17 protein-coding genes are annotated in these 17,145 nt (G+C 42.7%); 7 read left to right on the plus strand and 10 right to left on the minus strand.

All coding sequences use genetic code 11. The annotated features are described in order from the left end of the window. Nucleotides 1-105: 105 nt before the first annotated feature. The gene (locus L3V37_RS10400) at nucleotides 106-588 is read right to left on the minus strand and encodes a DUF1097 domain-containing protein (protein WP_017634175.1); all 483 of its coding nucleotides are present in this window, start codon (nucleotides 586-588) and stop codon (nucleotides 106-108) included. A gap of 228 nt (nucleotides 589-816) precedes the next feature. Next, nucleotides 817-1,722 carry a LysR substrate-binding domain-containing protein gene (locus L3V37_RS10405; RefSeq protein WP_005376369.1) on the minus strand — a complete coding sequence of 302 codons (906 nt, stop codon included), beginning with the start codon at nucleotides 1,720-1,722 and terminating at the stop codon, nucleotides 817-819. A gap of 301 nt (nucleotides 1,723-2,023) precedes the next feature. On the opposite strand from L3V37_RS10405, the gene focA reads away from it, so the two are divergent. After that, nucleotides 2,024-3,475 carry a formate transporter FocA gene (focA, locus tag L3V37_RS10410; protein ID WP_130545370.1) on the plus strand — a complete coding sequence of 484 codons (1,452 nt, stop codon included), beginning with the start codon at nucleotides 2,024-2,026 and terminating at the stop codon, nucleotides 3,473-3,475. A 137-nt stretch (nucleotides 3,476-3,612) separates the two neighbouring features. Here the strand turns inward: focA and L3V37_RS10415 are convergent, their stop codons facing one another. The 3 genes from L3V37_RS10415 to L3V37_RS10425 all read right to left on the minus strand — a co-directional run bounded on the left by L3V37_RS10415 (nucleotide 3,613) and on the right by L3V37_RS10425 (nucleotide 5,135). Next, entirely contained in the window at nucleotides 3,613-4,182 is a 570-nt protein-coding gene (locus tag L3V37_RS10415) for a YceI family protein (protein ID WP_017634178.1), read from the minus strand. Next, nucleotides 4,179-4,718 (minus strand): cytochrome b, encoded by a 540-nt coding sequence (locus L3V37_RS10420; protein WP_237306270.1) that lies wholly within the window; start codon nucleotides 4,716-4,718, stop codon nucleotides 4,179-4,181. Before L3V37_RS10420 ends, L3V37_RS10415 begins: the two co-directional genes overlap by 4 nt. 174 nt (nucleotides 4,719-4,892) lie before the next feature. Then, complete coding sequence (locus L3V37_RS10425; RefSeq protein ID WP_042520836.1) at nucleotides 4,893-5,135, minus strand: DUF2164 domain-containing protein; 243 nt, start codon at nucleotides 5,133-5,135, stop codon at nucleotides 4,893-4,895. Nucleotides 5,136-5,318: 183 nt separating this feature from the next. Between L3V37_RS10425 and L3V37_RS10430 the strand changes: the two genes are divergently transcribed. Further along, nucleotides 5,319-5,951, plus strand: coding sequence for a hypothetical protein (locus tag L3V37_RS10430; protein ID WP_005376385.1), 633 nt, complete (start codon nucleotides 5,319-5,321; stop codon nucleotides 5,949-5,951). 187 nt (nucleotides 5,952-6,138) lie between these two features. Beyond that, nucleotides 6,139-6,927 (plus strand): EAL domain-containing protein, encoded by a 789-nt coding sequence (locus L3V37_RS10435; RefSeq protein ID WP_137282653.1) that lies wholly within the window; start codon nucleotides 6,139-6,141, stop codon nucleotides 6,925-6,927. A gap of 27 nt (nucleotides 6,928-6,954) precedes the next feature. Here L3V37_RS10435 and L3V37_RS10440 read toward each other — a convergent pair whose 3' ends face one another. The 3 genes from L3V37_RS10440 to L3V37_RS10450 form a co-directional block, all read right to left on the minus strand. Then, the gene (locus tag L3V37_RS10440; protein ID WP_237306271.1) at nucleotides 6,955-8,214 is read right to left on the minus strand and encodes a DEAD/DEAH box helicase; all 1,260 of its coding nucleotides are present in this window, start codon (nucleotides 8,212-8,214) and stop codon (nucleotides 6,955-6,957) included. Nucleotides 8,215-8,281: 67 nt separating this feature from the next. After that, nucleotides 8,282-8,884, minus strand: a complete 603-nt coding sequence (locus L3V37_RS10445; protein ID WP_171344622.1) for an ACP phosphodiesterase — start codon at nucleotides 8,882-8,884, stop codon at nucleotides 8,282-8,284. Between the two features lie 81 nt (nucleotides 8,885-8,965). Continuing rightward, on the minus strand, nucleotides 8,966-9,139 hold the full coding sequence (locus L3V37_RS10450) for a hypothetical protein (protein ID WP_237306272.1): 174 nt from the start codon (nucleotides 9,137-9,139) through the stop codon (nucleotides 8,966-8,968). Nucleotides 9,140-9,453: 314 nt separating this feature from the next. On the opposite strand from L3V37_RS10450, the gene L3V37_RS10455 reads away from it, so the two are divergent. Further along, on the plus strand, nucleotides 9,454-10,884 hold the full coding sequence (locus L3V37_RS10455) for a methyl-accepting chemotaxis protein (RefSeq protein WP_005376380.1): 1,431 nt from the start codon (nucleotides 9,454-9,456) through the stop codon (nucleotides 10,882-10,884). A gap of 430 nt (nucleotides 10,885-11,314) precedes the next feature. On the opposite strand, the gene L3V37_RS10460 is transcribed toward L3V37_RS10455, so the two are convergent. Both L3V37_RS10460 and L3V37_RS10465 read right to left on the minus strand, forming a co-directional pair. Continuing rightward, nucleotides 11,315-11,983 (minus strand): HAD-IA family hydrolase, encoded by a 669-nt coding sequence (locus L3V37_RS10460; RefSeq protein WP_047103569.1) that lies wholly within the window; start codon nucleotides 11,981-11,983, stop codon nucleotides 11,315-11,317. Between the two features lie 195 nt (nucleotides 11,984-12,178). Continuing rightward, entirely contained in the window at nucleotides 12,179-12,688 is a 510-nt protein-coding gene (locus L3V37_RS10465) for a hypothetical protein (RefSeq protein WP_005376378.1), read from the minus strand. 145 nt (nucleotides 12,689-12,833) lie between these two features. On the opposite strand from L3V37_RS10465, the gene L3V37_RS10470 reads away from it, so the two are divergent. From L3V37_RS10470 to L3V37_RS10480, 3 genes are all read left to right on the plus strand, one after another. After that, nucleotides 12,834-13,304: a CreA family protein gene (locus L3V37_RS10470; RefSeq protein ID WP_005397614.1), complete on the plus strand. Its 471-nt coding sequence runs from the start codon at nucleotides 12,834-12,836 to the stop codon at nucleotides 13,302-13,304. Nucleotides 13,305-13,537: 233 nt separating this feature from the next. Beyond that, nucleotides 13,538-14,842 (plus strand): inosine/guanosine kinase, encoded by a 1,305-nt coding sequence (locus tag L3V37_RS10475; protein WP_005376376.1) that lies wholly within the window; start codon nucleotides 13,538-13,540, stop codon nucleotides 14,840-14,842. A gap of 236 nt (nucleotides 14,843-15,078) precedes the next feature. Next, nucleotides 15,079-16,827 carry a formate--tetrahydrofolate ligase gene (locus tag L3V37_RS10480; RefSeq protein ID WP_005376375.1) on the plus strand — a complete coding sequence of 583 codons (1,749 nt, stop codon included), beginning with the start codon at nucleotides 15,079-15,081 and terminating at the stop codon, nucleotides 16,825-16,827. The last annotated feature ends 318 nt before the right edge of the window (nucleotides 16,828-17,145 follow it).

Genomic DNA, 17,145 nt, shown 5'->3' on the forward strand with positions numbered 1-17,145 from the left:
CACACCAAGTTGGTGTGCTTGTATCAAACATCATTAATTTTGATTAAGGGTATTGAGAGGGATAAAACTCAATACACAGTGGATACCAATAAGATCGGGGGTTCACTACTGTGCTTGCTCAGCAAGCGAAGAAGAAGTAGCGGTTGATTTCGTATGCAACCATAGCCCTGTCGCTTTCATTAGATAGCCAAACACACCTCCTAGCAACAACGATGGAATGACAAGTTGCCAGTTTCCGTCAGCCGCAAATGTTGCGCATGAACCAATAAAAGTACCAGGGATGTACGCGAGCCAAGCCTGTTTAGCTTGAATACACATGAAGAATGCCACAATAGCGGTAATCACATAGCCAATAATTTCCAACCCCACGTAAGTGGAACCGTGAATAATTACCATTGCCCAGAATACGCCTGTCATATTGGTGATTAAGCTGATGCCTAGTCCTTTCAATCCGCTCGTTGGCGCTGCAAAGTAGCTCGTGCAACCTAAAAAACCAGCCCAAGAAAGCAAACCTAAAGAGATGGCGATCCAACCCCATACGCCAGATAAAATTCCAGTAGTGATAGAAATAGCTAAAAGTGTCGTCATGGTAGTCATACCTACTCGGCTATTATCGTACCTATATGGTTCAATAACTGCCTTCATACATTGAAATCAAGGACACATGTTAGATACATCAGCTCAGCTTATCGGTGATATTGATCACAATAAGATATTATTATTTTCACAATTTACATTAAAAGTTTGACGCAAACGATAAATCAACAGATTTGGGGAATAAACCCAACTCATCTCGTAGGCATGTTTAATCAACCTTTAAAGAACTGAAGGCTTCCCTTTCATCATTCGCAGCCCCTCTCTTTTAATGCAGTCGACTAATGGGTTTTCTGCCATATCTGAGCGCCATATAAATGAAAGCGTCCTTTCCATTTTTAACTCAGGTACATTTAATGCCACAAGATGACCTGCTTCTATATATCGCTCTACATCTAAATACGGTAAGCAAGTAAGGTACTGACCATTAGCAACTAAACTACGTAACACCGGAACGTGTTCATACTCGCGCCACACATCCAAATCTTCAATAAGGTGGTGAATGGAACTATCAAATGTTTTTCGTGTGCCAGAGCCATGCTCTCTTAGTACCCACTTCGCTTGCTCTAACTGCGCAAGGCTAACGGACTGATTACGCGCAAAAGGATGATGAGAAGCTGCGACAACAGTAAGATGATCACGACACCATACTTCTTGGTGTAAACGGTTATCATCACAGCGCCCTTCAATAATCCCTAAGTCATACTTGTAATCTAATACCCCATCAATCACCCCTTTTGTACTTTGTACACCGAGGGAAATACGCATTTCTGGAAAGTCATTATCAATGATACTGATAAGGTCGGGAACTAAGTGCTCTGCTGGGGTTTGACTCGCTCCCATACGAATCTCACCACTCAATAAATGTTGCTCATAGAAGCCCATTTCAATCTGCAATGCATCTTGTAGCAAGCGTTTTGCTTTTGGTCGTAACCACATCCCCCAATGGGTTAACGCCATTTGCTTGCCTTGCCTCTCAAACAACGGCCTGCCAAGCATCTTCTCTAATTGCGCAAGCGACATACTCGTCGCTGATTGTGTTAAAGCCAATTTTTCTGCGGCTTGGCTTACACTGCCGGTATCTGCAACTGCGTCGAAAACCGCTAATTGCTTAAGTGAGTAGCGCAAAGTGTCCTCCATTATTAGTGGGTATTTCCCAATCCCCACAATTGTTAAAGCATGCCCCAATAAGCAATAGAGTTCATTTTACCTAGCCCCGTAAAGTTATCAATTAATTTGATGAGGTTTCTAAATATTATCAATTTTACCTTACTAACCGTTCTCCCTATTCTGAGTACGCGGTTCGGGAACACCGCAAGCCTCAATGGTTTTGAAACCGAAGTCATTGAGGCTCTTAATAAAAACAACAATTTCATTTTTGAGTTAATAACCAAGGATTTTTTATGCGATTACAAATTAAGGAGTCAATATGGCGGTGACCAGTTCTCAAAATCACCAGTATTTTTCTCCAAAAGAGATGATGGTTGAAGCGGAAAAATTTGCGTTAAGTAAGGCAAACAAAACCAGCAGTATGACATTAAGCCTCGCCATTATGGCCGGCGCGTTCATCGGGTTAGCATTCTTGTTTTACATCACGGTGACCACCGGCAGTACGGGCGCTGGTTGGGGCTTGAGCCGCCTAGCTGGTGGACTCGCATTTAGCATGGGATTGATCCTCATCGTGATCTGCGGTGGTGAATTATTTACCAGCTCCGTCCTATCCAGTATTTCTTGGGCCAATAAGCAAATCTCGTTCGGTAAGATGCTTTCGATCTGGGGCAAAGTTTACGTTGGTAACTTTATTGGTGCGATGTTCCTACTTGCGCTGGTTACTGCTGCTGGTCTTTATCAGATGGATGGCGGTCAATGGGGATTAAATGCGCTTAACATCGCACAACACAAACTTCACCACACTCTTATTCAAGCGTTTGCACTCGGTATTCTCTGTAACCTGTTGGTCTGCCTAGCGATTTGGCTGACATTTAGTTCTGCAAATGCAATGACAAAAGCAGCAATGACAATTTTGCCTGTGGCAATGTTTGTCAGCAGCGGTTTTGAGCACTGTGTTGCGAACATGTTTATGGTTCCACTTGGTATTGTTATCGCGAATTTTGCACCTGAATCTTTTTGGGCATCTGTCGGTGTGCCCGCGTCACAATACACAGACCTAAACATTAGCCACTTTATTACCGCTAACTTAATTCCTGTCACGCTTGGCAACATCGTCGGCGGAGCGGTATTAGTTGGCCTTTCAAACTGGTGTATTTTTCGCCGACCAGAACTAAAAGCAGCGAATATTTCTTCTATCACTACAACTACAACACTGTCGTCAGTTAAGGATTTCACCATGAAAAATGCCTCTTTTGTTAAAGACATTATGAACCCAAAACCAGTCACCATTCGTGCAGAAACGCCAATTGCAGCCGCGCTGGATGTGTTACTTGATAATCACGTAACGAGCGCACCTGTTGTAGACGTACAAAATCGATTAGTTGGATTCTTCTCTGCTCACGATGTGATGGTAGAACTATGGTGTGAGGACTACATTCCGGTGAAAGACCAAAAAGTCGTCGACATCATGAGCAGAGATGTGGTCGCATTTGACGTTGGTGATCGCCTCGTTGATGTTGTGGAATTCCTATGTATCGATAAAGAGCAGTTGTACCCAGCGAGCAGTATGGGTATTGCCACTCGCTTGACGTCTTTGTCTCTCGAAGAACGCGCTAAAAGTATCAAAGTAAGTAAGCCACAAGTGCTTCCTGTGCTTGAAAATGGGCAAATGGTCGGGGTGGTTACTCGTACTGAAGTATTAAAAGCACTACGCCCGATTTTTGGTGAGCGTTTAAACCTAGTGGAAAAAAGCGAGTTAGAAACAGCGTAATTCGCTAAACATTTACAACGTCTATTGGCTTTCAATCGCTATCACTGACTGGTTTATCGATGTTAGTGATGTGATTAAGATAATAAAAAAGCGCTCTTCAAGTGAAGAGCGCTTTTAGTGTATCTAAAAGGAACTAATTACTTCTTAATACCTTCGATATGAAGTTCCATATCGACGTAGCTTGAAGCACCCATTACTGGGATGTCAAAGTCAGCAAGCTCTAGGCGAGTGTTGCCAACAAAGCCAGCGCGCTCGCCGCCCCATGGGTCACTGCCAGCACCAACGAATTCAGCCTCTATAGTAATAGGCTTAGTAACACCGTGTAGCGTTAGATCACCAGTTACATCTAGTTTGCCATTGCCTTTATCAACCACTTTTGTGCTCGTAAAGGTTGCTTCACTGTATTTACCAGCATCGATGAAGTCACCACTACGAATGTGTTTGTCACGTTCAGCATGGTTTGAATCTAGGCTGGTTGTATCAACAACAACATTTACTTTTGAGTCAGCAATGTTGTTTTCATCAAAAGAAAAGTCACCAGAAAATGTATTGAAACGACCTTTGATGAAACTGTAACCCAAGTGGCTAACTTTAAAGTTGATTGAAGCGTGAGCACCTTTGGTATCGATGACATAATCTGCAGCTTGCGCACCAAATGGCAGTGCCATAGCGATAGCTAATCCTGTAGCGAAAAGTGACTTTTTCATTTTGAAGCTCCTAACATTTTTCTTAATGTGTTGTCTTTATCGATAAAGTGGTGTTTTAGTGCAGCAATAGCATGTAAGCCTGCAATCAGGATGACTGCCCAAGCTGCATAGAAGTGAATCTCACCTGCAATATCTGATTGGCCTGGGAATAACTCTCCCGCTCCTGGCACGGTGAACCAATTAAACACTTCGATGCCGCGTCCATCAGACGTTGAAATGAGGTAACCTGAAACAAAGATGGTGATCAATAGTAGGTACATGACACCATGCGCTGCTTTAGCAGCAAGCACTTCGTAACGTTTGCCTTCTACCTTTGGTGACGCCGTCACATGTTTCCATACGATGCGTGCCAAAGTTAAAATAGCGAGTAAAATACCGACAGAGCGATGGTAATGCGGCCCAGTTCGATACCATTCGCTGTAATAGCTAAGGTCGACCATCCACAAACCCACTGCAAATAGACCAATAATGCACAGCGCTGATAACCAATGCATCACGCGTGCAGTAAGGTTGTAATTCTTTACCAGTGTATCCATCTCAAGTTCCTAGATATATTCCTAAGTTAATGCTGAGCAAGAAACACTACATTAACCTATTTACGTCATATGAAACAGATTATTTACCATCATTTACATCCAGCCAATGGTACCGTATCTATCAAGTTGTTCGAATTTTTTGAAGGAACTTTAAATCGTTTGTAAAACTGAAACTTACAGCTTAATTTCTTGTTCTATCTCATACAGCTCTTCGGAAACTTCTAACATTCTGCGTTCAACCAGTAACTTAGCATCTTCAACACCCTTGTTATAATAAATCGGTCCTAGTTTTTCTGTAATAAAATCAATTAGGAACTCACTATCGAACTGGCCAATTTCAACATCTAGCTCGTCTTGCATGTAATCTTGAATGGCGGTGGCCAACGCCTCTTTTTGTGCGCGTTCTAGCTTTATCATTTTTTCCCTTTCAAATTTTTGTTCAACTTCTGCTTCTTTCGTGTTGCTCTATTAAAGATTAGACACGGTCATTTGTGAGAAATTTGGTGTTTAGATCAAGAAGTTGCCGAAGTAAATTAGTCTATTCTCAAAAGACTATGCTAACCTTTTGCAGTTCGTTTTGTAATTATTAAGGGATATTCTTTGCTACTCGACCTAGTTATTCAAAGTGTTAATGATTTTCAAGACGACTGTCTTAAGCTGTGTGAAAAGCATTACCCTGCGGTGCATAACCAAGGCATGAGTGAGCATCATCTTGGTCTCGCGTTTTCAAGAAGGATGGAACATACTTTTCGTCACTTTGGATACAACTGCGTGATAAAGCCAATCGAAGTGTTGGATTCTCCAGACCTTCCCCATCACTATCGAATTTCATCCGACATTGGCACTGTCTGGGTTCTGAGTCACCATATGGTCAGTGCCGGAAAATCTTGCCGGGAAAACTTACTCTCATCAATTACGGAATGGCAGAGTGAATATGGCTATGCCTTACAGCCTAATGACCTACTCTTTTTGGTTTGCGATCATTGGATAAGTCGCAGCAAAACGAGCCGAGAATTGCTTCATTGGTGGATGGGGGAACTACCCGATCAGATCAACGAATACACAGAACAAGGAATCACACTGTACACCAGCGAGTCGCAACTCACGCAATCGTTGGACACTCGATTCGGTATTAGCCCTTGTTACATTAAGTTTGGGCATCCTTTACGGCGTTCGAACAAACAGCAGTTAGTCAGAAAATATTTGCAGTTGTATGCCGTACTGCAATGGTAGCATCAAATTGAAGTGCTGAGATTATCAATTATTTCATCAATTTGTTTGATATCACTCGACAAACCTACCCATCCATTACCATCGTTCTTGCTTGAGTTAATGAGCACACTTAGATTCATTGCCAATGAAATAGAAAAATTAGCGCGATAACGCTGATGTTGAGACATTGATTTAGGTTGTGGTAACAATGATGAGCATCTCGCAACTACTTAGTTGCATCCGGAAACAAGCAGACGGGCAGTATATTGCGAAATACGCGAGCTTCACTCTCCGCAGTGTCTTTCAACCCATATATAAGAACGATATTTCCATCGTTGGCCTTGAAGCACTGGTAAGAATTAGCAATGCCAATGGCACCATGGTTAGGCCAGATCAGTTTTTCCAATCCAAAGCGACTCCCACTCAAGATTTGCTCAATGTTGAACGCTTAAGTCGCCTAATCCATATCAAAAATTTCTCTCAGTCTCGCTTTCACACAAAACAATTGTTTCTCAATGTATTACCGGTAGCGGCAGAGATACTAGTCAAAGACATCACTTATAACCGACTGCTAAAACAAACCATTTATGAATCGCATTTGATGAATGAACAAATCGTCATGGAGTTACTTGAATTGAAGGTGGAGGATGAACTCTCTTTGTCTCAGGCTGCTCGGGAGTTAAGTCTTGAAGGATTTAAATTAGCGATTGACGATTATGGCGTCAATGCATCGACAACTGAGCGAGTGAGAAGCGTTTGCCCAGATATAATCAAGATGGATCGCTCTTTATTGCTAAGGTATGAAAACGGTGATTTTAAAGCGCTTAACGATGCATTATCACTCGCAAAAGCGTTATGCTCTAAAACCGTTATCGAAGGAATTGAAACCGAGCATCAACTTCGCTTAATGAAAAAGCTCGGTTTCGATATGTATCAAGGGTACCTACTTGCTATCCCCCAAACGTTAGACGTCTATGAAGAGGCAAAAACAGCCTGATTATGTAAGAACAAAAGTTTGCGCGGTTTAGCGAGAGCTACGTGATTTACCACGATTCTTATGAATCGCCAATTTTGCTTTTAGCTTACGCTTCTCTGATGAACGACTACGACGGCGCCCACCCCCATTTTGTTCAGGCTCAACTTCTTCTACAAGACTTGGTTCGAAACCTGCCAGCCATTCTTGGGGTAAGCGTTGATCAAGCAGGTTCTCGATAGCTTGCAACAAGTACTCCTCATCTCTACTCATCAGAGAAACCGCCAAACCTGACTTTCCTGCTCTTCCAGTGCGGCCAATTCGATGGACATAATCTTCTGCTTTGAATGGCATATCAAAGTTCACGACTTGTTCTAGCTCTTGAATGTCTAACCCTCGTGCTGCCACATCGGTTGCAATCAAAGCACGTACCTTACCTTGTTTAAATTCATCCAAAGCTCTTTGGCGGGCACCTTGTGATTTATCGCCGTTGATAGAAACCGCTTTGATGCCATCTAACTTGAGCTCTTTCGCTAACTCATCACTGCCTTGCTTCGTTTTTGTAAATACAAGCACTTGCTGCCAATTCCGCGAGCCAATTAAGTACGCTAGCAATTCACGTTTCCGTTTTTTATCCACTGGATAAACCATTTGTGTTACCGTTTCAGCAGTCGTATTTGCTGGTGAAACTTCGACTTCAACTGGCGATTCCATGAGTTTATACGCAATAGTTTTGATTCGCTTCTCAAATGTCGCAGAGAACAATAGGATCTGTTTCTCTGCAGGTAAACGTCGGAAGATGCGCTGCAAGTCAGGCCAAAATCCCATATCTAACATACGGTCGGCTTCGTCTAACACGAGCATACCGGTTTTAGAGATGTTTACGTTACCATTAAACAGGTGATCCAAAAGGCGGCCTGGCGTGGCAATCAAAATATCAGTGCCCTCTTCTAACTTTCTCTTTTGTACGCCAATGCTTGTACCACCATAAACACACACGATGCGAAGTTCTGTTTCTGCCGAGTACTGATTCAAATTATCAAATACCTGCTGTGCAAGCTCACGTGTTGGAACCAAAATCAATGCTTGAGGTGTGCCGTTAAGTTTCTTTTGCTGAACGGTTTGTATGATAGGTAAACCAAACGCAGCCGTTTTTCCCGTACCAGTTTGTGCAGCAGCAAGTAAGTTTTTTCCTGCAAGGACGTGTGGAATTGACTTTTCTTGCACTGGTGTTGGCGTCACGATATTTAGATTGCCTAGCGTCTCGATTAGCTTTTGTTCGATGCCTAAATCAGCAAAATTAACAGACATGTGTAACCTCATTATTTTTGGAGCGCAGAGTTTACCAGAGCCCCTAAAGCCATACTACTTTTCTATCTCATTGAGTTGAGTCATTAAGCTGTTGCTGAAAATCATACGACTGGCGCAAAACATCTCGATAAAGTGACGAGAACTTCTCTTCTAATTCGGTGTAATCACTTTCAATCACTTTAAATGTTGTGGTTAAGTCTGCCATTCTAGGACTTCTTTGCGACATCCGATGTAGTGCAAATTCTATATTGTCTAGATCTTGATAGGATTGAAGCCATCGGCCATGCCACATTCTGCTGTGGAGCACCAAAAAACGTGGCGGCAAATGTTCATGAACCTCTCGGTTTACTCTCTCGTATGCCGTTTGGACAAAGTGTTCGAGAGGCTCGGAATGAAAGTCGTTCCAGTGTTTTGCGAGGCAATGATCCCAAAACATATCCAAAGCGATAGGTGCAAAACGTCGCGCAACACCAGTGAAATGAGGCTTACATTCGTTGACGATTGGATGATGGTCAGTAATACGGTCAACAAATCTATGTAATCTGATGCCGTTTGAGATATCGCGATCATACAGCTTGCTTGGATCTCCTTTTACGAAGTCTCCAAGCAAGTTTCCCAATAAATGGCTGTTACTGTGATCTGCGATATGCAGATGGGCTAGAAAGTTCATTCGACGCCAGTTTTGGCCTCTAGGGCTTGGTGTGACATGAACCTAGTATAACGTCAATTACGACGAGATGAGAGTGTTCCGCTATTCGGCTTCGTTGTCTGAGCCAACGTATTCCGACAAGATAATGCCAATTTCAAGCGCATCTAGCAGCTCTAGGCTCTCATCGTTTTGGTATTGGTCGCTCATTGTGACCTCCTTTATTTTAAGCTCTCTTGCTTTTACTTGCTGACGGCCTAACTCTTGCCACATCCACATCAGCAACTCCTTTTTATAGTCTTTATATGACACATTCATGACAGCGAGAAGTAAAGATTTGAAAACCTATGAGCACAATCAAAAGTAAACGATTGCAATTAAGTTTCATATCCGCTTAACACTTTAGAGAAATGACTCTTTTATCAACATTCATGTCAATTTAAAGATATAACATACTGTTATAGGCGTCCTTAGATCTCATTTCTTAAACTAAATTTAGTATTCGTTACATATTTTGCTGATTAACTTCGCATATTTTGTTTCGATATAGCAATAGATTTGGTCAATATCTTTTATCTCTAATGGAGCTTTAAATGAGAGAAGTTGAGTTTAGAACGATAGACAGGCTGTTTATCAAGATGTCTATCAACGACAAAATGTGGGTTATATTCCTACTGTTTTTAGTAGCCCTCACTTCAGTGGCTGGAAGCCGCTACTTCAATGAAATACAACAATTTGAGCAGCAAGCCATCTCGGCGAGCGAAGCGAAGCTTTCCGGTATCGTTGATGCTCAATCAAACCGCGCTACAGAAATTGACGGCGTATCGAAATCGAACCGCGTAAGCGAGAGTTCTTTTGTCGATGGGTCTGTGACCGCTTATGCCAAGTTGCATTCTGGAGAAGTGATTAAGCTGACTCAAAATGTGTCCACACAATACGAATCGTTAAAATCATCAGCTCTATCGTCACTATTACTCAGCTTCTTATGGGTTATTCCTTTTGCCCTATTCTCTTACTGGGTGGCAACGTTTATCGGAGGAGCTCTGTGGGTTTTATATACAACAACCGAAAAAATTGGTGACGGTGACTTAACCTCTCGTCTTGGTTTCCATCCAGGTCGAGATGAATTCGGTACCATCGGCTGTGCGCTAGACAAGTCTATGGATACCTTAAGTGAACTGGTTAATAGTGTTAAAAATAATGCAACGATGTTGAGCGAGACATCTTCTGCATTCGAAAAAGATATGCAGTTGAGTGAAACCCAGATATCTCATCAATATCAAACGCTTGATTCAGTCGCGACGGCAATGGAAGAAATGACAGCCTCTGCAAAGGAGGTATCAAGTATTTCTCAACAAGCAACGACGCAGTCAGACCAAGATGCCCAGAAGATCGAACTAAGCAGAAGCCGTGTACAAAACGTGATTGGCGAGATAGAGACGTTATCTAGCTATATTGAACAAGCCTCTACGTCAGTAACCAATTTAAACGAGAATACGACGCAGATTAATGACGTGATCACAACGATTAACGCCATTTCAGAACAAACTAATCTGTTGGCACTAAACGCAGCAATCGAAGCAGCCCGTGCTGGTGAACAAGGTCGTGGATTTGCAGTGGTTGCCGATGAAGTACGTACATTAGCAAGCAGAACTCAACAGGCAACAGTAGAGATCCAAGCCATGATTGAGAAGCTTCAAATTGAGAGCCAGAACATTGCTTCAATCACCAACCGAACCGTTCAGCAAGCTCAAACCAGCAGCCAGCTTATTGATGAAATCGGCCATGATGTTACCTCTATTGCCGAGTCAGCACGCTCATTAATGGACATGAGCATTCAGATTTCCACATCTGCTGAAGAACAAAGCGCAGTTGCTAACGATATTGCATCGGAACTTTCAGAAATTCGTAGTCAATCAAGCACAATCAGAGAAGTGGCGGAGCAATCTACCGCTGGCGTCGCTAATCTCACGCAAGCCTCCGTTTCTCTTGGTGAGATATTACAACGCTACCGCACCGCATAACGTTGTGGAACTTATGATCAACAAGGGCTCCTTAAGGAGCCCTTTTCTTTAAACCGTGTTCAATTATTACCTTCGATATTTTCTACGACATCCAAGTGGATATTTGAAGTGAATCTCAAGTTCTCGCTGTACCGGATGAAATAATGTTCTTAAACAAAGCGTTCCGCTATGCTTGATCTTGCCAATTCCAATTTGCTGCTGGAAAACAATATGAATAATTACAAAGACACAAAAGACATAGAGAACCTGAATTGCCCACTCTGCCAAGGAGATGAATATCTCATTTCATCGGATGGCGAGAAATTCACATGCGCTGCTTGCGGATTTCATACAAAAAACTTCTCATCTATCCAATGTCTACATCAAACGCCTTACCTACAGTCTAAACTTAAGCACATCCACAGCTTAAGTCCGGTTTGCCATTAATAGGTCAAACAGAGCAGCCACACAGCTGCTCTTTTAATTCATCTAAATGATGGATGCGAATTACACGCTCGTCATCAACACGATTGATAGCTTCACCATTAAATAACTGCACCGTTTTGATACCGGCGTTTAGTCCCGCCTCAACTCCTTTAGGAGTGTCATCAATATAAAGACAGTCACTTGGTAAAAAGCCCATGCTCATAGCACTGTACATGATTAAATCGGGCTCAGGCTTCCAACTATTCGCATCGAATGCCGAGAACACTTTCCCTCGGAAAGCATCGAGTAAACCGGTTAACTCCAAAGCGTATTCAATTTTATCTTTAGGTCCATTAGACGCCACACAATATTCGATATTATGCGAATCCAAAAACTGAATTAATCGTTTTGCGCCATCCATCGGCTGTAAGTGACGCACAAAAAGAGACTGGACTTCTTCTCGGTATTGCGGCTCTAAAACATCAATTGGGACTTTGATATCTTTCAATTCTTTAGTATCTAAAAGGATGTCAGCGAGCTTTCCTCCTTTAAAGTGAGAAACGCACTCTTCCATCGTTAACTCAGCCCCATGCTGGTTAAATACATTGACGAGCGCTTGGCAACACAGTCTTTCGCTGTCGACCAACGTACCATCACAGTCAAATATCACGCACTTAATATTGGTAATTGCCATAGCCATCTCCAGACGTCTTAAAGGCTCAAGCCCAAGCTGATTTTAAGAATGTTTGGATTAATCTTATTTGAGTTTGGGATTGTTGAAACGACGAGCTTGGCATTTCATGGAAATAGAAGGGAGCAATTACAGTTTTTCTAAGCAAGATCACCCAACGTCATCTTGCTTTACTTTTTATGCACATTGATGTGTAAGTTAGTTTTCGATAACCACTGAGTCTAACAGTTTTTGCTCGGTGCTTAGTCTTTTAGCCAGATCAGCCACAAACGAGCTTTTGTATTTTGATTCAGAAACAGCAACATCAGAGATGAGTGTATTTCCTTCGAGATGGCTAACAATAGCAGCACCAATTGGGACTCCAGATTTAAAACCAACATATAATTCAAAATCTGGCGTGAGGATAATCTGTGTCAGATATTCAATGATCATATCTTTATCATACTGCTGTTCCCAGCGCTGAGATTGCAAGATAGAGAACATAATGGTCAGTCGATGAAAATCGACCAGAAAAATATCGTCGGGGTTAAATTCAGAGTCACTTTCCAGTAGTGTGTCTTTGTCGACTACTTGATACGTTGCTTTTTCTAGCGTTTTGAAATAGACATCGCGCCCTTTCAAACTCTCTGGTGTCGGAAATTCAACTTCGACCAGATCATACAGCCATGTATTTTTACGCTCGATACTGGCTAACTGTTGTTCATTCATCTTGATACCTTCGTTTAGAGCAGTACATTAGCATGAAGCCCGCAACAAACCTAGCGCACATAGACCTTTCCGTGGCTAAATTTTGTTTTAGGTGCAAACCTCTGATAGATTTCATCAATATCTTTCCTAGTTAAGGACAAAAATAATGAAAAAGATGCTGTTAAGTGCATTGCTTGCTACTACTCTAGTTGGTTGTTCAGATAACGATGTTGCTGACGTGGGGCTCGGGTGGTTTACTTTGAAAGACATCAAAGTCGGTGAGTTGAAAGACGAGGTAGTAACAGGTGTCACATGTCACATCGCCTCTATCGAAGCGGATTTCAGCTTAGCAGATCCAAGTGATAGCTCAATATCATGTCGTCAGACTGGCGAAATCACACCGGAAATGATTGCAAAAATAGATAAGAGTAAGTCCGGTGAAATTGTATTTAAGAAGTCAAAAAGCATTTTCTTCAAAACAATGAAGGTTCGCCGTATTTATGATGCCGATAACCAAACCTTACTCTACTTGTCTTATACAACAAAAGAGACCGATGGTAGTTTTAAGCATAGCCTTTCGACAGTCCCACTTTGGGGTACCAAGGCTTACGTTGAGCCAACTGAAGTGAAAAAGTAACGCGGGTAAATTTAGTTAGCGCGGAGCAGGCTCTTTCCGGGCGCTGCTGAGCAACAAGTTTAAAAAACAACCCATTGCAATACGACAAGCGTCATAAATTGCAGCTGCTTTGGTTGCTATTTACTCAGCTCGCTGATTTTTTCAGCGAGCAGACTTCTTTGTAATAAATCGCCACGATTTTCATTTTTTTGTGATACAATCCCGCCTCTTTTTTTTCTCACTCAAGAACAAGCATGAAGTTTCCTGGTCAGCGTAAATCTAAACACTACTTCCCAACTCACGCTCGAGATCCATTAGTAAACCAAATCCGACAGGCACCTAAGCTATATCGCCCAACTATTGTTGGTGTCGGTCAAACCATTGTAGATATCGAAGCACGTGTAGATGACGCGTTTTTAGAGAAATACAACCTGAGTAAAGGACATTCGCTCGTTCTTGAAGAAAGCAAAGCAGATGCACTTTACGAAGAACTGGTTGAGCAAGGCCTGATCACACACCAATACCCAGGTGACACGATTGGCAATACTCTTCACAACTACTCAGTTTTAGCCGATAGCAAATCCGTTTTGCTCGGTGTGATGTCTAAGAACATTCAAGTCGGTTCTTTTGCTTATCGCTACCTTTGCCGTACGTCTTCACGCATGAACCTTAACCATTTACAAACGGTAGATGGCCCTATTGGTCGCTGCTACACCCTAATTTCTCAAGACGGTGAGCGTACATTTGCTATCAACGAAGGTCATATGAATCAACTACTTCCGGAAAGCATTCCTGAAGAGATCTTTGAGAAAGCATCAGCCCTGGTTGTTTCTTCTTACCTAATGCGTGGTAAAGAAGAAGATCCAATGCCTAAAGCGGTACAAAGAGCGATCGACTTTGCTAAGAAGCACGATGTCCCTGTTGTACTTACGTTAGGGACAAAGTACGTTATCGAAGGTAACGCACAGTGGTGGCAAGAATACATTCGCGAAAACATTTCTGTTGTCGCGATGAATGAAGAAGAAGGTGCGGCGCTAACAGGTGAAACAGAGCCGCTAGCTGCTGCTGATAAAGCACTTGAATGGGTTGATCTCGTACTGTGTACGGCAGGACCAAATGGTCTGTACATGGCTGGTTACACCGACGAGAAAGTAAAACGAGAAACCACACACGACATCCTTGAAAGCTCCCTCGAAGCCTTTAACCAGTACGAGTTTAGTCGTGCGATGCGTAAAGAAGACTGTCAAAACCCAATGAAGGTCTACTCTCACATCGGCCCTTACCTTGGTGGACCATTAGAGATTAAGAACACTAATGGTGCAGGTGATGCAGCCCTTTCAGCCTTACTGCATGACATGGCAGCAAACTCTTTCCACCAAAAAGAAGTGCCTAACTCAGAAAAGCACGAAGTACGATGCTTAACCTACTCCTCGCTTTCTCAGATCTGTAAATACGCAAACCGAGTAAGCTATGAAGTGTTGACGCAGCACTCTCCTCGCCTATCGCGAGCGCTTCCTGAACGAGAAGATAGCTTAGAAGAGACTTATTGGGATCGTTAAAACGACAGCTTTAAAGCTGAAAATATATCAAGGTCACCATTTGGTGGCCTTTTTGTTTTTATCTAGCACTGTAACGAGTAGATTTTGTTAGTATGTCGCACAATACGAAGCAGTAAACTCTTTACAAGCCTAACCGAAACAGTACCATCACCAAGCAGACCTTTGCCTCACAATAATACTCGTTATAACTCAGTTAGTTTTTCAACGCTACCTGTGTGCCACTTTGGGGATTCTCCATGCAGTCAGATATCGAAATTTGCCGAAACACACCACTTTCTTCTATTGATGTTATCGCGGAAAAAGTAGGACTATCACCCGAAGAGTATGACACTCACGGAAAGCACAAAGCCAAAGTCCACCCAAAATGTTTGGAACGACTCAAAGCAAATGATGACGGTAAACTTGTACTCGTCACTGCGATCACGCCGACTCCTCTTGGCGAAGGAAAAACCGTTACGACGATAGGCTTGGCGCAAGGTTTAGCAAAGCTTAATCAATCTGTTATTGCATGTATAAGGCAGCCTTCGATGGGACCTGTCTTCGGTATTAAAGGTGGCGCTGCGGGCGGCGGTTACTCTCAAGTAGCTCCAATGGAAGAGTTAAACTTACACCTTACTGGTGACATTCACGCAGTGACAGCGGCGCACAACCTTGCTTCAGCCGCTCTTGACGCTCGCTTGTTCCATGAGCAACGCGAGGGTTATGATGCCTTTGAATCACGCACCGGGTTAAGAGCACTTAAAATCGACACGGCAAGTATTACTTGGAAACGAGTGATGGACCATAATGATCGTGCACTACGTAAAGTCAAAATTGGCCTCAATGATGCAGGAAAAACCATCAATGGTTTCGAGCGTGACGAAGGGTTCGATATTTCAGCCGCTTCTGAGTTAATGGCTATCATTGCACTAGCCAAAGATTTAAAAGATTTACGCCAACGTATCGGGAAAATTGTCGTAGCGTACGATTTGAACGGAAACCCGGTCACCACGGAAGATCTACAAGTTGCAGGAGCAATGGCAGTAACACTAAAAGAGGCGATTGCACCAACACTGATGCAAACTCTAGAAGGTGTTCCTACGTTGATCCATGCAGGTCCATTTGCAAACATCGCCCATGGAAATTCATCCATTATCGCGGACGATATTGCGCTAAAACTGTCAGGTTACACGGTAACTGAAGCCGGTTTTGGTTCGGATATGGGATTCGAGAAAGCGTGTAACATTAAAGCTGCTGCCGCCAACAAAGCCCCGGACTGTGTAGTGATCGTAGCAACATTACGCGGCCTCAAAGCGAATTCCGGACACTACGATTTACGACCAGGTATGGCTATTCCAGATTCCATTTTTAATCCGGACCAAGCAGCATTGGAGGCTGGGTTTGAAAATTTAAAATGGCACATAAATAACGTTCATAAATACGGTTTACCTGCTGTCGTTGCCATTAACCAGTTTCCACAAGATTGTGTGAAAGAGCTTAAAGCTCTTGAAGAGCTGATTCACCAATTTAATCCCGAAGTTAAAGTAGCCATCAGCACCGCTTTTTCGCAAGGCGGACAAGGCGCAACGGAACTAGCTCAACATGTTATTGATGCGTGTACCACGCCTGTAGAGTTTTGTCCGTTATACAACAAAGAGCAATCATTACTCGAAAAGCTCATGGCAGTATGTGAAGCGGGCTATGGAGCAACCAATATAGAAATGACTCCTATCGCGACTGAACAGCTCAAACATTTTGAGCAATTAGGCTTTAACAACTTAGCGGTTTGCATCGCGAAGACACCACTATCGATAACCACGGACTCCGCAGTCAAAGGCGCACCAACTGGTTTTACCGTCCCAATCCGCGAGCTGCGCTTGTGTGCGGGCGCAGGATTCGTTTATGCATTATCTGGTACCGTGATGACGATGCCAGGCTTACCTGATAAACCCGCATTTATGAATTTAGATCTTGATGATGAAGGAAATATCGTCGGTCTCTCTTAGTGCAGTGATAACGTATCGCTATCTGTGAAGTGAGCATATTCATTGAGTGAGTGGTCTACTTACCTATCCACTCACTCTCAACAATTGTGAAAAGAGTTGTCTCAGGCCTTCTACTCTTGAATTGTTGATACAAAGCTCTCCTGCCTTACATCAACGCGCCTGTTTTAGACCTTTAGAGTTAAGACGCTAACCCTAAGCCTTGTTTAGCCATAGTTATTAAGCTAGAAAACCCTATTTATCTTCTTGTTTTGTCGCCACTTTACATTGTAAATCTATACTTGTTGACTTCTCCTTTCTACAATTTTGCGCCAATTTGAT

The organism is Vibrio sp. D54 (assembly GCF_021728075.1).
Lineage (GTDB): Bacteria > Pseudomonadota > Gammaproteobacteria > Enterobacterales > Vibrionaceae > Vibrio > Vibrio alginolyticus.